Origin of the sequence: Allobosea sp. Root483D1, assembly GCF_001429505.1 — a bacterium.
Lineage (GTDB): Bacteria > Pseudomonadota > Alphaproteobacteria > Rhizobiales > Beijerinckiaceae > Allobosea.
Map to the genome: position 1 here is coordinate 925,982 of NZ_LMJW01000022.1, position 17,914 is coordinate 943,895.

Sequence of the window (17,914 nt, forward strand, 5' to 3'; positions counted from 1 at the left end):
GAAGCTTGGGCAAGCCCGCTGTCGGGGTTTTTCGCAACTCTCAGGAGGGGCGAGCGAGGTCGACCACGCGCAGCTCGGCTCGCTCGCTGCCGCCCCAGCGATTCAGCGTCAGCGTACCGGCGAGATGCACGCTCTCGCCGCGTGCCGCCAGCAGCGCCTGGCCGAGCGGCTCGCGCGCGGCGCGGAAGGCGATTCCGCCGATGGTGGCCCCGTCACCGGCGCGCAGCTTGATGCGCAGATGTCCGCCCGCCCCGACTTCGATCACCTCGGTCAGCCGGTGGGCCGGCAGCACGAAGACCGGCTCGGGACAACCGGCTCCGAACGGTCCAGCCTGGTCGATCTCGGCGAGCAGGCGCGGATTGGCGCCGCCGGCGCTGATCGCCGCGTCGACCAGCAGCGCCTCGGCCTCGCGCGAGCTGGCAACGCCGCTGGCGAGCCGTTCGCTGACGAAGCTCGCAAAGGCCCCCTCCTGCCCCGGCGCCAGCGTCACGCCCGCCGCCATGGCATGGCCGCCGCCCTTGACTGCGAGCTTGGCCTCGACCGCCAGCCGCACCGCCGAGCCGAGATCGACGCCGGCGATCGAACGGCCCGAGCCGGTCGCGCCGCCATCGCCATTGCGCGCCAGCGCGAAGGCCGGCCGGCGGAAACGCTCCTTCAATCGGCCGGCGATCAATCCGACGATGCCCGGATGCCAATCGGCCGAGCCGACGAGAAGCACCGGGTGCGAAGCGGCATCCTCGAAGCGATGCTCGACCTCGGCCACCGCCTCCTCGACAGCGGCCCGCTCGATCTCTTGCCGCTCCTGGTTGAGCCGGTTGAGCTCGGCCGCGATCGTGCGCGCCTCGACCTCGTCAGATGTCAGCAGCAGCCGGGCGCCGAGCGCCGCATCGCCGATACGCCCGCCGGCATTGATGCGCGGCCCGAGCAGGAAGCCGAGATGCCAGGGCTGCACGGGGCCGTCGAGCCCGGCAATGTCGAGCAGCGCCGCGAGGCCGGGCCGGTGGCGCTGCCGCATGATCGCGATACCCTGGCGGACGAAGGCGCGGTTGAGGCCGATCAGCGGCACGACGTCGGCGATGGTCGCGAGCCCGACGAGATCGAGCGCCGCGAGGAGGTCGGGCTCGCTTCCCCTCGCCTGCCAGGCGCCGCGCCGGCGCAGTTCGCGATTCGTCGCCACCAGCGCGAGGAAGACGACGCCGGCGGCGCAGAGATGGCCGAAGCCCGCGAGATCGTCCTGGCGGTTCGGGTTGACCAGCGCCTGGACGTCGGGGAGCAGCTCCGGCGCCTGGTGATGGTCAAGCACCACGATGTCGAGGCCGAGCCGCGCCGCCTGTTGCAGCGGCTCATGGCTGGTCGTGCCGCAATCGACGGTGACGAGCAGGCTCGCGCCCTCGCCCGCCAGCATGGCGATCGCCTCGGCATTCGGGCCGTAGCCTTCGATCAGGCGATCGGGGATGTGGATGCGCGGCCTTGCGCCCGCTTCGGCGAGGAAACCGGCGAGCAGCGCCGCGGAGCAGGCGCCGTCGACATCATAGTCGCCGAAGATCGCGACCTTCTCGCCCGAGATCGCCGCCTGCGCCAGACGTTCGGCGGCGCGGTCCATGTCGCGCAAGACGGACGGGTCCGGCAGCAGGTCCCGGAGCTTCGGCTCGAGATGCCGCAGCGCCTCGCTGGAGGTCACGCCGCGACCGGCCAGGATGCGCGCCAGCGTATCGGGCACGCCCTCGACCTGCGCCAGCGCTTCAGCCTGCGCCAGGCCGGCGATATCGAGCCGGTCGCGCCAGGGGCGCCCGAGGGCCGAGTGCCCGACGCCGAGGAACAGGCGATTCTGGCCAGAGTTCATGCGTCACCGCTGGCCCGGAAGTGCGGCTTCGTCAATCCTTGGCGCATCACTCGAGCGGCTTCTGGTCCTCGATCGCCTGCGCGGTGACCCTGCGGGCGCTCACCGGCGCATGGCCGGAGACCTCGGCGCCGGCATCGGGCTTCAGCCGCATCATCCACAGCGCCGACGAGGCCGAGATCAGGCCGACCAGGACGAAGGCCGGCCAGAAATCCGCGGCGCCGAGGGTCTTGCCGCCATTGTAGAGATTGGCGGCCTCGAGCGCGAAGGCGCCGATGGTGATGCCGAGGCTGAGCGACAATTGCTGGGCGACGCTGGAGAAGCTCGTCGCGCTCGACATGTCGCGGTTCGAGACGTCGGCATAGCTCAGCGCATTGATGCCGGTGAACTGCAGCGAGCGGAAGCAGCCGCCGACGAAGAGCACGCCGAGCATGATCCAATGCGGCGTCGTCGGCGTGAACAGGCCCGAACAGGCCAGGAAGGCCGAGCCAATCAACGCGTTGAAGGTCAGCACGCCGCGGAAGCCGAAGCGGGCGAGGATCGTCTTCGCCAGCGTCTTCATCACGAGCGCGCCCGCGGCCGAGGCGAAGGTGATCAATCCCGATTGCAACGCATCGAGGCCGAAGCCGAGCTGCAGCATCAGGGGCAACAGGAACGGGATCGCACCGATGCCGACGCGGAAGATCGAGCCGCCGAGAACGCCGATGCGATAGGTCGGAATCCGCAGCAGCGAGAGGTTGAGCACCGGATAGGCCAGCCGGCGCGCATGGAACCAGTAGACGACCAGCGCCGCGATGCCGAAGGCGACGCAGCCATAGGAGACCGCAACCGGCACGAGATGGCGCCCGCCCGTGGCGAGGCCGAGCATCAGCGCGGCAAAGCCGGTCGAGGACAGAAGGAAGCCGGTGATGTCGAGCGGAGCGACGTCCTCCTCACGGACGTCCTCGAAGAACATTGTCGCGAGCGCGATGCCGAGCAGGCCAATCGGCAGGTTGATGAAGAAGATCCAGCGCCAGTCGAAATAGGTGGTGATGAAGCCCCCGACCACCGGCCCGACGACCGGCCCGACCAGCGCCGGCACCGTCAGATAGGCGAGCGCGCTGACCAGCTCCGACTTCTCGACGCTGCGCAGGATGACGAGCCGGCCGACCGGCACCATCATCGCCCCGCCCATGCCCTGGACGAAGCGCGCCCCGACGAAGGCGCCGAGCGAGTTCGAGAAGGCGCAGAGCACCGAGCCGAGCATGAAGATGCCGAGCGCCGTCCTGAAGATGGTGCGGGCCCCGAACTTGTCGGCCATCCACCCGGAGATCGGGATGAAGACAGCGAGGCTGACGAGATAGGAGGTCAGCGCCAGCTTCAGGGCGATCGGGTCCTCGCCGAGCGACTTGGCGATCACCGGCAGCGAGGTCGCTATCACCGTCGAGTCGGTGTTCTCCATGAACAGCGCGCAAGCGACGATCAGAGGCAGGAGCTTGGCGCGCTGCAAGGAATTGGACTTTCGGATTTGGCCGCCTGCTGCCCTTTAATGCGGGTGTATCCGGCTGGCGAGAGCCGATCGGAGCCCGGTGACGAGGGTTGCACGCGGCGCATGACGCAATGTGATGTCGCCTCTGAAAACGGCGACATCTCGACCCGCACCCAAAGCATCACAAGGACGTGATAGCACCTCCGCCATGCGTTTGAAGCGGATCATTTTGACTGAATCGTTCCTATTTCCTGTGAGAGGGGCGATGACTTCGTACCCGCCCATGCAGCAGGCCGCCGGGCAGGAGGTGTCTCATGATCAGTCAAGCTGTTTTTCAGGGATCGCGTCGTGTCATCGGGGCGAGGCTGTGCGCGTTGACCCTCGGCGCAGGTTGGGCCTTCCTAGGCTTGACGGCGACGCCGGCGGCGGCGCTCGACACGAACTGGAAGGGTGTTTGCACCTTTCCGGTCGCGCCCCAAGCCTATAACGAAATGATGCGCGAGCGCGTATGCCTCGATCAGAACTACTGCCAGCAGATGGCCGACGCGCAAGGTAGCCCCTTTACAGGCAATGGCTGCATCATGGTGGCGCCTTCGGCCATCGCCAATGCGGGCTCGGCGCCGCGGTCGAGCTACGCCAGACGCTAGATCCGGATCTGATCAGGTTGAATCAACCTGATCGGTGAATCGGTCTCTAAGATACTGATAGAGAACGCGTTGTCCGATCAGATTGCGGTGCGATCTGATCGGCGCGCGCTCCAGAAGGAAAGCCGCAGGACCCGGGGCAAGTCTTGCGGCTCTATGATCAGGCTGTCTCACTCTGATGCCCCAGCAGAATCACGATGGTCTTCGTGATTTTGAGGAGCTGACGGCGCCTGGTCGGTAAAGCATCGTCCCGTCGGCCTCGACACGAAGACGTGAATGTCGATCACGCGCCCGCAGCAACGGTGTCATTGCCGAAGCCGATCACTATCTGGAGCATTGACGGGGCATTATTTCAGCGAGCCGCGGCGATCGCCGCGAGAGACCTTTTTATGATCGACTTGTTTCATCGCAACTCACGCACCTTGACCGCCAGCGCGTTCCGCCATGGCGCAGCGGTCGCCTTGCTGGCCGGAGCCGCCTTGTTCGGCGCCGGGCAGGCACCTGCCCTGGCCCAGTCGACGAGCTGGGAGGAAGGCTGCGCGATGCGTGTCGTTACGCCGGGCTCAGGCGATATTCTGCGGACGATGAACTGCGCCCGCCAGAAAGAATGCCAGCAGATGGCAAACGCCAAAGGCAGCACGATGATGGGGCTGGGCTGCTTCGGCGTCGCGCCACAGGCTCAAGCTCCTGTAGCACGGCAGGCGGGCCGTACTCGCCCGGCACAGCAGCAGTAGGCAGCGCTGCTTCGGATGCGTGAGCGGCCGCGGCTCCGTGCCGCGACCGCCTTGGCAGTTTTTGTTGCACCGCCCCTAGCGGGCGCGTCTCACGCGTGATATCGGGCCTCGTCAACTCGGCTTAGGGCATATCCGCCCTGCCCCTTTTCAGTGCCGGCCGTACCGGCCCCGGAGTTGACGATGGCGACGATCACTGACGGCCTCATTCGCGACGGTTTGACCTTCGACGACGTGCTGCTCGAGCCGGGCCCGTCCGAGGTGATGCCGAGCGATGTCAACATCGCGACCAAGCTCACCAAGACGATCTCGCTCAACCTGCCGATCATCGCCTCGGCAATGGACACGGTCACCGAGGCGAAGATGGCGATCGCCATGGCCCAGGCCGGCGGCCTCGGCGTCGTGCACCGCAATCTCGACCCCGACCAGCAGGCGGCACAGGTCCGCCTCGTCAAGAAGTTCGAATCGGGGATGATCGCCAATCCGATCACCATCCACCCGGACGAGACGCTGGCCGATGCGCTCGCGCTGATGAAGAACAACGGAATCTCGGGCATCCCGGTGGTGGAGCGCGGCCCGCAAGGACATAACGGCAAGCTCGTCGGCATCGTGACCAATCGCGATGTGCGTTTTGCCGCCAATCCCGAACAGCCCGTCTCCGAACTGATGACCAAGGACCGGTTGATCACGGTGCGCGAGGGCGTGGGCCAGGACGAGGCGCGCCGCCTGCTCCATCAGTTCCGCATCGAGAAGCTGCTGGTGGTCGACGACCATTATCGCTGCATCGGCCTGATCACCGTCAAGGACATGGAAAAGCAGGTCGCCCATCCCCATGCCGCCAAGGATTCTCATGGCCGGCTTCTGGTTGCAGCCGCCACCACGACCGGCGATCTCGGCTTTGAGCGCTCGGAGCTGCTGATCGAGGCGGGCGTCGACCTCATCGTCGTCGACACCGCGCATGGCCATTCCGCCAAGGTGCTGGAAGCGGTCACGCGGGTGAAGAAGCTCTCCAACGCCGTCCAGGTCATTGCCGGCAATGTCGCGACCGCCGGCGGCGCGCAGGCGCTGATCGATGCCGGCGCGGACGCAATCAAGGTCGGCATCGGCCCGGGCTCGATCTGCACCACCCGCATCGTCGCCGGCGTCGGCGTACCGCAGCTCACTGCGATCATGGACGCGGCCTCGGCCGGGCAAAAGGCCGGCATCCCGGTCATCGCCGATGGCGGCATCAAATATTCCGGCGATCTCGCCAAGGCGCTCGCCGCCGGTGCGTCTTGCGCCATGGTCGGCTCGCTGCTCGCAGGCACGGACGAGACCCCGGGCGAGACCTTCCTGTACCAGGGCCGCTCTTATAAATCCTATCGCGGCATGGGTTCGGTCGGCGCGATGGCGCGCGGCTCGGCCGACCGCTATTTCCAGCAGGACATCAAGGATGCGCTGAAGCTGGTGCCCGAGGGTATCGAAGGCCAGGTCGCCTATAAGGGGCCGGTCTCGAACGTGCTGCACCAGCTCGCCGGCGGCCTGCGCGCCGCGATGGGCTATGTCGGCGGTCGCGATCTCGAGGATTACCGCAACAAGGCGCGCTTCATCCGCATCACCAGTGCGGGCCTGCGCGAGAGCCATGTTCACGACGTGACCATCGTCCGCGAGAGCCCGAACTATCCGACGCGCTCGTAACGCTGGATCGCCACAAGGCGATCCTTCTTTTCATCGAGCTTCGGATCAGCCCGAAACCGGGACCACTTTTCGGTCCGATGCTTCAGGACGAGGACGACATGACGCTCAAGCTGATCTATCCGGCGCTGGCCCAGATCCTCTGGACTTTCGTCGTCCTCGTCATCGTGTTCCTGCGGCGCCAGAAGGCCTTCGCCAACAAGGAGGTCCGGCTGGCGGATATTGCGGTCTCGACCGAACGCTATCCGGAGCCAGCGCGGCTCGCCGCAGCCAATTTCAGTAATCAGTTCGAGACCCCGCTGCTGTTCTTCGCGCTGATCCTGATCGCGATGCATGTCGGCGCAACCGGCTATGTCATGGCGGCGCTGGCGTGGGCTTATGTGGCAACCCGGGTTGTCCATACACTGATCCACACTGGTTCGAACAGGCTGCAACAGCGCGCGATCGTCTTTGCGGTCGGCGTTGCATGCCTGTTCTTCATGTGGCTCGGCATTGTGATTGCCGTCGTCTGAGCGGCTTTTACTTTACGCACGCAAGACGTGTGGCGACGATTTCGCTCGGCTGAATTGTCGTCCTGTCACATCGTCGCTACAGCGCTCAATAAACCGTGTTGGTGACTTGCGTCGAAACTCGGCCGTCTTCATGCTAAACTCTTGCGGTGAGGACGGTTTGGGGAGCAGCCGTTCGACAGGGTCGACGTAGCGCTCCCCGTGGCGCAAGGCTTTCTATGGCAGTCCTGACTTTCGGGCGTGTGGCTCTGTTCTCGGCCGCGGGCGTTCTCGCCGCGGGCGCGTTTCTTCATTACACCGGGCGTCCGGTACCCTGGCCGCTCGATCAGGTCCCCTACGGCAAGGTGATCCCGGGGCCAGTCAAGCCGGCGGCGAGCGCATCCGCTCCGGCGGGCAGTAACCGCTCCGGGCAGGCCAGCCGGCCGCCGGTGACGGTCGTCACCGCCAAGGTCGAGCGCCGGGCGATGCCGGTCCGGATCGATGCGATCGGCACAGTCCAGGCGATCTCCACCGTCAACATCCGCTCGCGCGTCGACAGCCAGATCATGGCGGTCGAGTTCCGTGACGGCGCCATGGTCAACAAGGGCGACGTGCTGTTCCGGCTCGACTCGCGCCAGCTCGAAGCGCAGTTGCGCCAGGCCGAGGCCAATGTCGCGCGCGACAAGGCTTCGCTCATCGCGGCCGAGTCCGATCTGCGCCGGGCGGAGGAGCTCTCCCGGCGCGAGATCGCCACCGACCAGCGCCTCGACACCTCCCGCACCGCCGTGAGCACGCTGCGCGCTGCGATCCGCGGCGGCGAAGCTGCCGTCGACAACCTGCGTGTCCAGCTCAGCTACTACACCATCACCGCGCCGGTCTCCGGGCGCGTCGGTGTCGCCGCACTGAAGGAAGGCAACATCGCCAAGAGCGGCGACAGCTCGGCCACCTTGGCAACCATCAACCAGATCGATCCAATCTATGTCAGCTTCGCCGTGGCGCAGCGTTACCTACCGGAGATCCGCGAGGCGATGCTGGCGAAGACGGCTGGCGTCCAGGCGACCCAGCAAGGCGCCGGCAAGAGCGTCGAAGGCGCGATCGCGGTGGTCGACAACTCCGTCGACGCGACGACGGGCACGATCCAGCTTCGCGCCAGCTTCGACAACCCCGATGAGACGCTCTGGCCCGGCGCGCTCGGCCAGGTCCGGCTGACGCTGCGGACCGAAGCCGATGCCGTCACTGTGCCGCGCGAGGCTGTCCAGACCGGCCAGAACGGCTCCTATGTCTTCGTGATCGAGAACGCCCTCGCCCGGGCCCGGCCCATCGTGGTTGCCCGCAATGTCGACGACCGCGCCGTCATCGCCTCGGGCCTGACCGGTGACGAGACCGTGGTGATCGACGGGCAACTGCTTTTGACCGAAGGCGCGCGCACAACCGAGCGCGGCCGCGGCGGCCAGAGCCCGCCGGCACCCAATCTGACCTCCCAACGCGGGAGCGCAGGCTGATGAACCTGCCCGAGGCCTGCATCCGTCGCCCGGTCATGACGACCCTGCTCATGGCGACGTTCCTGATCTTCGGGCTGTTCGCCTTCAAGCAGCTGCCGGTCGCGGCCCTGCCCCGCGTCGATTTCCCGACCATCAATGTCAGCGCCCGCCTGCCGGGTGCGAGCCCGGAGACGATGGCCTCCTCGATCGCCGCCCCGCTCGAGCGCGAGTTCGCCTCGATCTCCGGCATCACCTCGATGTCATCGGTCTCGCAGCAGGGCTCAACCTCGATCACGCTGCAGTTCGACCTCAACCGCAATATCGACGGCGCGGCGCTCGACGTGCAGGCGGCGCTCAGCGCCACGACCCGGCGCCTGCCGCCTGAGTTGCCTGCGCCGCCGAGCTTCAGGAAGGTCAATCCTGCCGACCAGCCGGTGCTGTTCTTGGTGCTGACCTCGGCGACCAAGCCGCTCTACGAGGTTCATGAGTTCGGCGAGAACATTCTGCAGCAGCAGATTTCGCAATTGGCCGGCGTCGCCCAGGTCAACGTCTTCGGCGCACAGAAATATGCGGTCAGGGTGCGGGTGAACCCGGATGCCGTCTCGGCTCGCGGCCTCGCTTTGAGCGATGTCCGCAGCGCCATCGCCGCCGCGAACTCGAACTCCCCGGTCGGGACGCTGAACGGCACCAACCAGCGCCTGACGCTCGGCGCCACCGGCCAGATGGAGCGCGCCGGCGAATACGGCAACCTGATCATCTCGCAGAAGAATGGCGTGCCGATCCGCCTCAACGACGTGGCGCAGATCCTCGATTCGGTCGAGAACGACCAGACCGGCAGCTGGTACAACGGCCAGCGCTCGATCATGCTCGCGGTCTATCGCCAGTCGGACGCCAATACCGTCCAGGTCGTCGACAGCATCAAGAGCCGTCTCGACGCCTATCGCGCGCAATTGCCGGCCGCGATCGACCTGGTCGTGCTCAACGACCGCTCGATCCCGATCCGCGAGGCGGTCGAGGATGTCGAGGTCTCGCTGATGATCGCGATCGCCCTCGTCATCATGGTGATCTTCCTGTTCCTGAAGAGTTTCGCCGCGACGGTGATCCCGACCCTGGCGCTGCCGATCTCGCTGGTCGGCACCTTCGCGATCATGCACGCGCTGGGCTATTCGCTCGACAACATCTCGCTGCTGGCGCTGACGCTTGCGGTCGGCTTCGTCGTCGACGACGCCATCGTCATGCTGGAGAACATCATCCGGCATATCGAGATGGGCAAGAAGCCGTTCCAGGCGGCGCTCGACGGCTCGCGCGAGATCGGCTTCACCATCCTGTCGATCACCATCTCGCTGGTCGCGGTCTTCATCCCCGTCTTCTTCATGGGCGGGGTGGTCGGCAAGGTCTTCGCCGAGTTCGCCGGCACGATCGCGGCGGCGATCATCGTTTCCGGTTTCGTCTCGCTGACGCTGACGCCGATGCTCTGCGCCCGCTTCCTCAAGGCGCATGACCACCACAAGAAGCCGAACATTGTCGAACGCGTGTTTGAAGCCGGTTTCCAGGGCATGCTCAGCGCCTATCGCTGGACGCTGGACGCGGTACTGAAGGCGCGCTTCCTGATGCTGCTGGTGACGCTGGGCACGGTCTACGTCTCGGTGCAGCTCTACATGGACGTGCCCAAGGGCTTCTTCCCGACCGAGGATACCGGCCTGCTGCGGGCCTCCACCGAAGGCCCGCCAGATACCTCCTTCGAGGCGATGGCGGCGCGCCAGATGCGCGTCGCCGAGATCGTCAAGGCCGATCCGGCGATCGACTACCTGACCTCGAACATCGGCGGCTTCAACGCCACCAATAACGGCTTCATGTTCATTGCGCTGAAACCCAAGGACCAGCGCGACAAGGCCGATGTGGTGATCGGGCGCCTGCGTCGCGCCGTCTCCGAAGTGCCGGGCATCACCGCGGTCTTCCAGCAGGTCCAGAACATCAACCTCAACGCCGGCCGCTCCTCGCGGGCGCAGTATCTCTATTCGCTGCAGGGGCCCGATCTTGGCGCCCTCTTCAATTATGCGCCGCTGATGCAGCAGCGGCTCGCCCAGTTGCCGCAGCTGCGCGACGCCAATATCGATCTGCAATTGCGCAATCCCCAGCTCTCGATCGATATCGACCGCGAGCGCGCCGCCAGCCTCGGCATCTCCAGCGACCAGATCCGCCAGGCACTGGGCAACGCCTTCGGCTCGCGCCAGATCGCGACGATCTTCACCCCGTCGACCGATTACCAGGTGATCATGGAGGCCGACCGCGCCTACCAGCAGGACCCGGCTGTGCTGTCGCGCCTTCTGCTCAAGGCCGCCAACGGCCAGAACGTGCCGCTCGAGACGGTCGCGACGATCAAGCCGAGCGTCGGGCCGCTCGCCGTCAACCGGATCTCGCAGCAGCCGGCAGTGACGATCTCGTTCAACACCGCGCCGGGCGTCTCGCTCGGCGACGCCGTCAACGCGATCCGCGCGGCCGAGCGCGAGGTCAATCTTCCAGCCTCGATCGTGACCAGCTTTGCCGGCTCGGCCCAGCTCTTCCAGGATGCGCTGAAGGGCCAGGGCCTGCTGATCTTCGCCGCGATCCTGGTGATCTACATCATCCTCGGCATTCTCTACGAGAGCTTCATCCACCCGATCACGATCCTGTCGGGCCTGCCCTCGGCCGGTCTCGGCGCCTTGCTAGCCCTGCAGTACTTCCACATGGACCTGTCGGTGATCGCGATCATCGGCATCCTGATGCTGGTCGGCATCGTCAAGAAGAACGCGATCATGATGGTCGATTTCGCGATCGAGCGTCGCAAGATGGGCGACGATGCGCTGACCGCGATCCGCGACGCCGCGCTCGTCCGCTTCCGGCCGATCATGATGACGAGCTTCGCCGCGATCTTCGGCGTGCTGCCGATCGCGCTCGGCGCCGGCGCCGGCGCGGAACTGCGCCAGCCGCTCGGCATCGCCGTGGTCGGCGGCCTCGTCGTCTCGCAATTGCTGACGCTCTACATCACGCCGGTCGTCTACTTTTATCTCGACAAGGTCGACAGCTTCATCTCCGGCCGCGGTCGCGGCGAACGGGAGGAAGCGGCGTCGGTTCCGGGCGCGATCCCGGTCGCGATCCCGAAGGCGGTGCATCGGCAGCCGGATTGAGGGAGCGTTCAGCCTCGTCCTAGTCATCCCGGACGGAGCGAAGCGTAGATTCGGGATCCATTCCTGAGCCTTGCCGAAAGAGGTTCCGGAATGGGTCCCGGGTCTCCCTGCGGTCGCCCGGGACGACCCGCACCATTTCGGCTGTTAACGATGAAGCCCGCTTTCCGGTGGCGGAAATGCGGCGCCCGTTGAACCTTAACGAAAAGTAAACTAAGCCAATCAAGCGGCGGACAATGAACTAGCGAGCGATGGAGTGATCGCGGTGCTTCGTGTCCGTAATGTCGATTGCCTGCGTTCCGATCCTGTCCCGCCGACCGGTTCCAGCTCCTCGACGACAGTGAATTCCGTTTCGCGTGGCCGCAGCGGTGGCCTGCGCCTCGTGGCCATGGCCGGCCTCGGGCTCGCGCTCGGCGCTGGCAGCACGATCCTGACCGTCTCACTGGTCCAGGCCGAGGACGATGCCGGCATCCGCGCCTTCCATCGCCAGGAGGCCGCCAACCGCGCCGAGCGTGTCCCGACGAGAGCCGCCTACGCCTCCGTCCCCGTGTCGGCCTATGCCCCGGCCCGCCAGACCTGGTCCCTGCCCTTCTTCCAGCAGGCGCGTCCGGACGGGCGCCTCGCGCCGCCGCCGGTCGAGCTCAATCCGTTCAAGCCGGTCCAGGCCGCACCGAAACAGGCGCAGCACAAGCCGAAGCTGCCGGCGATCCGCTACGACACGGTGTCCGGCGCGGCCGATGTGACGCGGACCATCTGCGTGCGCCTCTGCGACGGCTTCCACGCCCCGATCGGCCATCTGCGCAGCCAGTCCGATCTGCGGGCGCATGAGGCGCTCTGCCAGGCCGCCAATCCGGGCGTGCCGGTCAAGGTCTTCAAGGTCGCGGCCGGCGCCGCGACCATCGACGACGCCGTGGCGAATGACGGCAAGACCTATCGCGCGCTGCCGATGGCCTATGCCTATGAGCGCGGCGCCGATCCGGCCTGCCGGCCCGCCATCGCGACTGCGAACGACCGCCGCGTCTCGCTGCTGCGCGACTTCACCTTGCGGCCCGGCGACAGCATCGTGCTCGACGGGCGGGTGCGGACCTTCACCGGCTCCGGCAAATGGCCCTATACCACCGCGGATTTCCGCGATTTCCGCGGCTCGCCCGAACTGACCGCCAGCGACCGCCGCAAGATCGACGAGAAGGTCGGCATCTCGCACATGGAAGCGCAGGTGCGCGCCTTGCGCCGGCAGATGCGGATTCGCGAAGCCAGCCTGCATGACGACAACTACGCCAGCGATGCGCTCGGCCTGCGCGGCGTGCTCAATCCGCGCGATCCGATCGCCAACCCGCCGCGCGTGGTGCTGCAGACGCCGTTCGCGCGGAACTGAACGGTCTTGAGATAATTATCCTAGGCTTTTTGCCCTAGGATAATTCACCCAAATCTCGTCGAAAGACCGATGGACGGCGGGCTGCCCTTCCGGCACATTCGCTGCATTGCAGCATGGAGCCGAGCATGACGACCAAGACGCCGCGCCAGTTCTTCCGTCCGCTGGCGATCGGCGCGCCCGAGCCCTATCGCGAGCTGCCGCTGCGGCTGGAGCGCATGATCCATTTCGTGCCGCCGCATCTGGAGAAGGTGCGCGCCAAGGTTCCCGAGCTCGCCGGCCAGGTCGACATCGTGCTCGGCAATCTCGAGGACGCCATTCCGGTCGAGGCCAAGCTGGCCGCCCGCGACGGCTTCATCGCGCTGGCGAAGGCGACCGATTTCGGCGCGACCGGCCTGTGGACCCGTGTCAATGCGCTGAATTCGCCCTGGTTCCTCGACGACATCGCCGCGATCATGAGCGAGATCGGCGGCAAGCTCGACGTCGTCATGGTGCCGAAGGTCGAGGGCCCCTGGGACATCCATTATGTCGACCAGTTGCTGGCGCAATACGAGGCGCGCCATGCCCTGCCCAAGCCGGTGCTGATCCACGCCATCCTGGAGACCGCGGAGGGCGTCAAGAACGTCGACGCGATCGCCACCGCCTCCCCCCGCATGCACGGCATGAGCCTGGGGCCGGCCGACCTTGCCGCCTCACGCGCGATGAAGACCACCCGCGTCGGCGGCGGCCACCCGGAATACAAGGTCATCGCCGACCCTGCGCCCGATGGCGGCCCGCGCGCGATCGCGCAGCAGGATCTTTGGCATTACACCCTCGCGAAGATGGTCGACGCCTGCGCCTCGGCCGGCCTCAAGCCGTTCTACGGCCCGTTCGGCGACTTCTCGGACGCCGCCGCCTGCGAGGCGCAGTTCCGCAACGCCTTCCTGCTCGGCTGCGCCGGCGCCTGGACGCTGCATCCCTCGCAGATCGAGATCGCCAAGCGCGTTTTCAGCCCAGATCCGGACGAGATCGCCTTCGCCCGGCGCATCCTGGAGGCAATGCCGGACGGCTCGGGCGCGGTGATGATCGACGGCAAGATGCAGGACGACGCGACCTGGAAACAGGCCAAGGTCATCGTCGACCTGGCGCGGCAGGTGGCGGGGCGCGATCCGGCGCTGGCGGCGCGCTACGGCTTCTGAGGCTCGCCCGCGACATCCACGGATATTGACGCATTTGCGACGTAATCCTACGTCAAGCGCAGGGGGCGGCGACATCGGCTGTGACGGGCCGGTTTTGGGCTGAACGAGGATCATGGAATCACGCACGGCGAAATTTCGGATCGGCGACGTGGTGCGCCATCGCGTCTACCCGTTTCGGGGCGTGATCTTCGACGTCGATCCGGTGTTCTCGAACTCGGACGAATGGTGGCTGGCGATCCCGGAGCATCTGCGGCCGTCGAAGGACCAGCCCTTCTATCACCTCTTCGCCGAGAACGAGGAAACCGAGTACGTCGCCTATGTCTCGGAACAAAATCTCGTGATCGACGAGTCCGGCCGGCCGGTCCGGCATCCGCAGGCGCGCGAATATTTCCGGCGCGACCGCAAGGGCAAGTACCGGCTCGACAAGGCCGAGCTGAACTGAGCGCCGGCTTTCCGGTGCCCGGGCTCCATGCCGGCGAAAGGGCAGGTTCGTGAGCGTCAGCCATGCCGACATCGTCATTCTCGGCGGTGGCCATAACGGGCTCGTCTGCGCCTTCTACCTCGCCAAGGCCGGGCTGAAGGTCACCGTGCTGGAGCGGCGCGCCGTGGTAGGCGGCGCAGCCGTCACCGAGGAGTTCCATCCCGGCTTCCGCAATTCCACGGCGAGCTACACGGTCAGCCTGCTCAATCCACGCATCATCGCGCAGATGGAGCTCGCCCGGCATGGGCTGCGCATCGTCGAGCGGCGCATGGCCAACTTCCTGCCCTTGCCGGACGGGCGCTATCTCGCGGCCGGAGAAGGCCGGACCGAGGCCGAGGTGGCGAAGTTCTCCGCTCGCGACGCCGAGCGACTACCGGCCTATGGCGAGCGGCTCGAACGCATCGCCGGGATGCTCCGCGATCTTGTGTTGCAGGCACCACCCAATCTCGGAGAAGGCGGCTGGCTTGCCGCCCTGCCGCAGATGCTGGAAGCAGCGTCGCTCGGGCGGCGTATCGCCGGGCTCGATCAGTCCGGCCGGCGCGATCTCGTCGACCTTTTCACCAAATCAGCCGGCGACTGGCTCGACGGCTGGTTCGAGAGCGATCCGGTCAAGGCGCTGTTCGGCTTCGACAGCGTCGTCGGCAACTATGCCAGCCCCTATACGCCGGGTTCGGCCTATGTGCTGCTCCATCACGTCTTCGGCGAGGTCAATGGCAAGCGCGGCGCCTGGGGCCATGCGCTGGGCGGCATGGGCGCGATCACGCAGGCGATGGCGCGGGCCTGCGCGGAGCAAGGCGTCGAGATCAAACTGGAGACGCCTGTCGCGCAGGTGCTAACCGAGAAAGGCCGTGCCGTCGGCGCCGTGACGGAGCGGGGCGATGTGGTGCGGGCGCGCGCCGTGGTGTCGAACCTGCACCCGCGCCTGTTGTTCGAACGGTTCGTCGATCCCGCGATCGTCCCGACCGATTTCGGCGAGCGCATCCGCCGCTATGCCTCGGGCTCCGGCACCTTCCGGATGAATCTGGCGCTGTCGGAGCTGCCGCGCTTCGCCTGCCTGCCGGAACCGGGCGACCATCTCACCGCCGGCATCATCATCGCGCCGTCGCTTGCCTACATGGACCGTGCCCATGCGCAGGCGCGGCTGTCGGGCTGGTCGGGCGAGCCGATTGTCGAGATGCTGATCCCGTCGACGCTCGACGACGGCCTCGCCCCCGCCGGCCGGCATGTCGCGAGCCTGTTCTGCCAGCATGTCGCGCCGAGCCTGCCGGACGGTGAAAGCTGGAACAAGCATCGCGACACGGTGGCCGATCTGATGATCGACACCGTGGACCGCTACGCACCGGGCTTCCGCGCCTCCGTCATCGGCCGGCTGGCTCTGGCGCCGACCGATCTGGAGGACCGTTTCGGACTGGTCGGCGGCGACATCTTCCATGGCCGATTGACGCTCGACCAGCTCTTCAGCGCCCGCCCGGTGCTCGGCCACGCCGATTATCGCATGCCGGTGCCGGGCCTCTATCTCTGCGGCTCCGGTGCCCATCCTGGCGGCGGCGTCACCGGCGCGCCGGGCCATAATGCGGCGCGCTCCGTGCTTGCCGATCTGCAGCCCCGGCGCTTCGGGCTGCGACCGTTGCGGGTGTAACCGAGCTTATCGACCCGGGACGGCCGCAGCGCCCACCGATCAGAGGGCGACGCTAACCGATGCGTTCAGCCTGCGGGAAGCGTGCGCCGAAGGTCCCTTCCCGCTCGGGCGGCAGCCGCACCAGCAGGCTGAGCGCGCCGTCCTCCGCATCCTCGCGCTCGAGGATTTCGCCATTGGCATGCAGCCAAGCCAGCGACTTGCCGTCGCCCGGCTCCAGAATGAGCCGATAGACCGGCCGGGCCCGCGCGATACGCTGCTCGATCGCATCGGTCAGCCGCTCCATGCCCTCGCCGGTCAGGGCAGAGACCAGAACCGGCCGCGAGGCGCCCGGCTTGAGCGCCGTCAGCGCGCCCTGGCGCTCACGCTCCTCTCCCGAGAGCAGGTCGGCCTTGTTCCAGACCTCGATGACGCGGTCGCCGTCTTCCGGGTCGATGCCGAGATCGCGCAGAATGCCCTGGACATCGGCGGCCTGGGCCTGCGTGTCCTCATGCGAGACGTCGCGGACATGCAGCAGGACGTCGGCCTCGATCGCGTCTTCGAGGGTGGCGCGGAAGGCGGCGACGAGCTGCGTCGGCAGCTCGGAGATGAAGCCGACCGTATCCGACAGCATGATCCTGGCACCATGCGGCAGCTTCAGCGCCCGTGCCGTCGGATCGAGCGTGGCGAAGAGCATGTCCTGCGCCAGCACCTCGGCCGAGGTCAGGCGGTTGAACAGGGTCGACTTGCCGGCATTGGTGTAGCCGACCAGCGCGACGACCGGATAAGGCACGCGCTTGCGGCTGGCGCGATGCAGCGAGCGGGTGCGCTTCACGCTGTCGAGATCGCGCTCGATCTTGGTCATCCGCTCCTGGATGATACGCCGGTCGGCCTCGATCTGGGTCTCACCCGGGCCGCCGAGGAAGCCGAAGCCACCGCGCTGGCGTTCCAGGTGGGTCCAGGAGCGCACGAGCCGGCTCTTCTGGTAGTTGAGATGGGCGAGCTCGACCTGCAGCGCACCCTCTCGCGTGCGGGCGCGCCGGCCGAAGATCTCGAGGATCAGGCCGGTGCGGTCGATGACCTTGCAGCCGAACGTCTTCTCCAGATTGCGCTGCTGCACCGGAGACAGCGCGCAATCCATCACGACGAGGCCGATCTCCTCGATCTTGACGCGCTCGGAGAGCTCCTCGACCTTGCCCTTGCCGAGATAGGTCGCGGGCCGCAGCGCCGTCAGCACCACGGGGATCGCCTCGACGATCTGGAGATCGATGGCGCTGGCCAAGCCGAAGGCCTCGTCCAGCCGCGCCGCGTGGTTGCGCTGGTTCTCGTCGGCCGTGGCGGCCCGGCTGGCGGCATGGCGCGCCAGATACGGGCCGACCACGAAGGCGCGGGTGTCGGCCGCGAGGGCGTGCTCGGCCGCATCGATCGAGATCCCGATCGCGTTACCGCCGCCCGTCGTCGTCGAGTTGCCGGCCTTCCCGCCCACGATCAGGCCTTGTCCGTGTCCTCGGGCTCGAACAGCTGCACGGGGTGACCCGGCATGATCGTCGAGATCGCGTGCTTGTAGACGAGCTGGGAATGCCCGTCCCGGCGCAGCAGCACGCAGAAATTGTCGAACCAGGTGACGACGCCCTGCAATTTGACGCCGTTTACGAGAAAGATGGTGAGAGGGATCTTCTGCTTGCGGACATGATTGAGAAACGTGTCCTGAAGATTCTGGGCCCGTTCTGCGGCCATGGGTAGCCCCTGTTGTTGGGATCGCACATCGGCTTGCGCAT

At 66.7% G+C, this 17,914-nt stretch carries 14 protein-coding genes; 10 read left to right on the forward strand and 4 right to left on the reverse strand.

Annotated elements, in window-relative coordinates:
• Positions 1-40: 40 nt before the first annotated feature.
• The gene (gene recJ, locus ASE66_RS27110) at positions 41-1,843 is read right to left on the reverse strand and encodes a single-stranded-DNA-specific exonuclease RecJ (RefSeq protein WP_057192810.1); all 1,803 of its coding nucleotides are present in this window, start codon (positions 1,841-1,843) and stop codon (positions 41-43) included.
• 46 nt (positions 1,844-1,889) lie between these two features.
• Positions 1,890-3,329: an MFS transporter gene (locus tag ASE66_RS27115; RefSeq protein WP_057192811.1), complete on the reverse strand. Its 1,440-nt coding sequence runs from the start codon at positions 3,327-3,329 to the stop codon at positions 1,890-1,892.
• A gap of 293 nt (positions 3,330-3,622) precedes the next feature.
• Between ASE66_RS27115 and ASE66_RS27120 the strand changes: the two genes are divergently transcribed.
• From ASE66_RS27120 to ASE66_RS27165, 10 genes are all read left to right on the forward strand, one after another.
• The gene (locus ASE66_RS27120) at positions 3,623-3,955 is read left to right on the forward strand and encodes a hypothetical protein (RefSeq protein ID WP_057192812.1); all 333 of its coding nucleotides are present in this window, start codon (positions 3,623-3,625) and stop codon (positions 3,953-3,955) included.
• Positions 3,956-4,224: 269 nt separating this feature from the next.
• Positions 4,225-4,686: a hypothetical protein gene (locus ASE66_RS27125; protein ID WP_156412346.1), complete on the forward strand. Its 462-nt coding sequence runs from the start codon at positions 4,225-4,227 to the stop codon at positions 4,684-4,686.
• 180 nt (positions 4,687-4,866) lie between these two features.
• The gene (guaB, locus tag ASE66_RS27130; protein ID WP_057192814.1) at positions 4,867-6,360 is read left to right on the forward strand and encodes an IMP dehydrogenase; all 1,494 of its coding nucleotides are present in this window, start codon (positions 4,867-4,869) and stop codon (positions 6,358-6,360) included.
• Between the two features lie 98 nt (positions 6,361-6,458).
• The gene (locus ASE66_RS27135; RefSeq protein ID WP_162262538.1) at positions 6,459-6,869 is read left to right on the forward strand and encodes an MAPEG family protein; all 411 of its coding nucleotides are present in this window, start codon (positions 6,459-6,461) and stop codon (positions 6,867-6,869) included.
• 215 nt (positions 6,870-7,084) lie between these two features.
• Positions 7,085-8,347 (forward strand): efflux RND transporter periplasmic adaptor subunit, encoded by a 1,263-nt coding sequence (locus ASE66_RS27140; RefSeq protein WP_057192816.1) that lies wholly within the window; start codon positions 7,085-7,087, stop codon positions 8,345-8,347.
• Entirely contained in the window at positions 8,347-11,493 is a 3,147-nt protein-coding gene (locus ASE66_RS27145; RefSeq protein ID WP_057192817.1) for an efflux RND transporter permease subunit, read from the forward strand. The genes ASE66_RS27140 and ASE66_RS27145 overlap by 1 nt, the downstream gene beginning before the upstream one ends.
• 262 nt (positions 11,494-11,755) lie before the next feature.
• Positions 11,756-12,865, forward strand: coding sequence for a DUF2865 domain-containing protein (locus ASE66_RS27150; RefSeq protein WP_156412347.1), 1,110 nt, complete (start codon positions 11,756-11,758; stop codon positions 12,863-12,865).
• 125 nt (positions 12,866-12,990) lie between these two features.
• The gene (locus ASE66_RS27155) at positions 12,991-14,040 is read left to right on the forward strand and encodes an HpcH/HpaI aldolase/citrate lyase family protein (RefSeq protein WP_057192819.1); all 1,050 of its coding nucleotides are present in this window, start codon (positions 12,991-12,993) and stop codon (positions 14,038-14,040) included.
• Between the two features lie 112 nt (positions 14,041-14,152).
• Positions 14,153-14,482 (forward strand): heat shock protein HspQ, encoded by a 330-nt coding sequence (hspQ, locus tag ASE66_RS27160; protein ID WP_082613759.1) that lies wholly within the window; start codon positions 14,153-14,155, stop codon positions 14,480-14,482.
• 49 nt (positions 14,483-14,531) lie between these two features.
• On the forward strand, positions 14,532-16,160 hold the full coding sequence (locus ASE66_RS27165) for a phytoene desaturase family protein (protein WP_057192821.1): 1,629 nt from the start codon (positions 14,532-14,534) through the stop codon (positions 16,158-16,160).
• Between the two features lie 52 nt (positions 16,161-16,212).
• Here ASE66_RS27165 and hflX read toward each other — a convergent pair whose 3' ends face one another.
• Entirely contained in the window at positions 16,213-17,562 is a 1,350-nt protein-coding gene (gene hflX, locus ASE66_RS27170) for a GTPase HflX (protein ID WP_082613821.1), read from the reverse strand.
• Between the two features lie 62 nt (positions 17,563-17,624).
• Positions 17,625-17,873: an RNA chaperone Hfq gene (gene hfq / locus ASE66_RS27175; RefSeq protein WP_057192822.1), complete on the reverse strand. Its 249-nt coding sequence runs from the start codon at positions 17,871-17,873 to the stop codon at positions 17,625-17,627.
• Positions 17,874-17,914 lie beyond the last annotated feature (41 nt).

Bases quoted from the DNA above. Each gene is read 5' to 3' on its own strand.
- recJ (WP_057192810.1), bottom strand. From the start codon at position 1,843: ATGAACTCTGGCCAGAATCGCCTGTTCCTCGGCGTCGGGCACTCGGCC.
- ASE66_RS27120 (WP_057192812.1), top strand. From the start codon at position 3,623: ATGATCAGTCAAGCTGTTTTTCAGGGATCGCGTCGTGTCATCGGGGCG.
- guaB (WP_057192814.1), top strand. From the start codon at position 4,867: ATGGCGACGATCACTGACGGCCTCATTCGCGACGGTTTGACCTTCGAC.
- ASE66_RS27135 (WP_162262538.1), top strand. From the start codon at position 6,459: ATGACGCTCAAGCTGATCTATCCGGCGCTGGCCCAGATCCTCTGGACT.
- ASE66_RS27140 (WP_057192816.1), top strand. From the start codon at position 7,085: ATGGCAGTCCTGACTTTCGGGCGTGTGGCTCTGTTCTCGGCCGCGGGC.
- ASE66_RS27145 (WP_057192817.1), top strand. From the start codon at position 8,347: ATGAACCTGCCCGAGGCCTGCATCCGTCGCCCGGTCATGACGACCCTG.
- ASE66_RS27155 (WP_057192819.1), top strand. From the start codon at position 12,991: ATGACGACCAAGACGCCGCGCCAGTTCTTCCGTCCGCTGGCGATCGGC.
- hspQ (WP_082613759.1), top strand. From the start codon at position 14,153: ATGGAATCACGCACGGCGAAATTTCGGATCGGCGACGTGGTGCGCCAT.
- hfq (WP_057192822.1), bottom strand. From the start codon at position 17,873: ATGGCCGCAGAACGGGCCCAGAATCTTCAGGACACGTTTCTCAATCAT.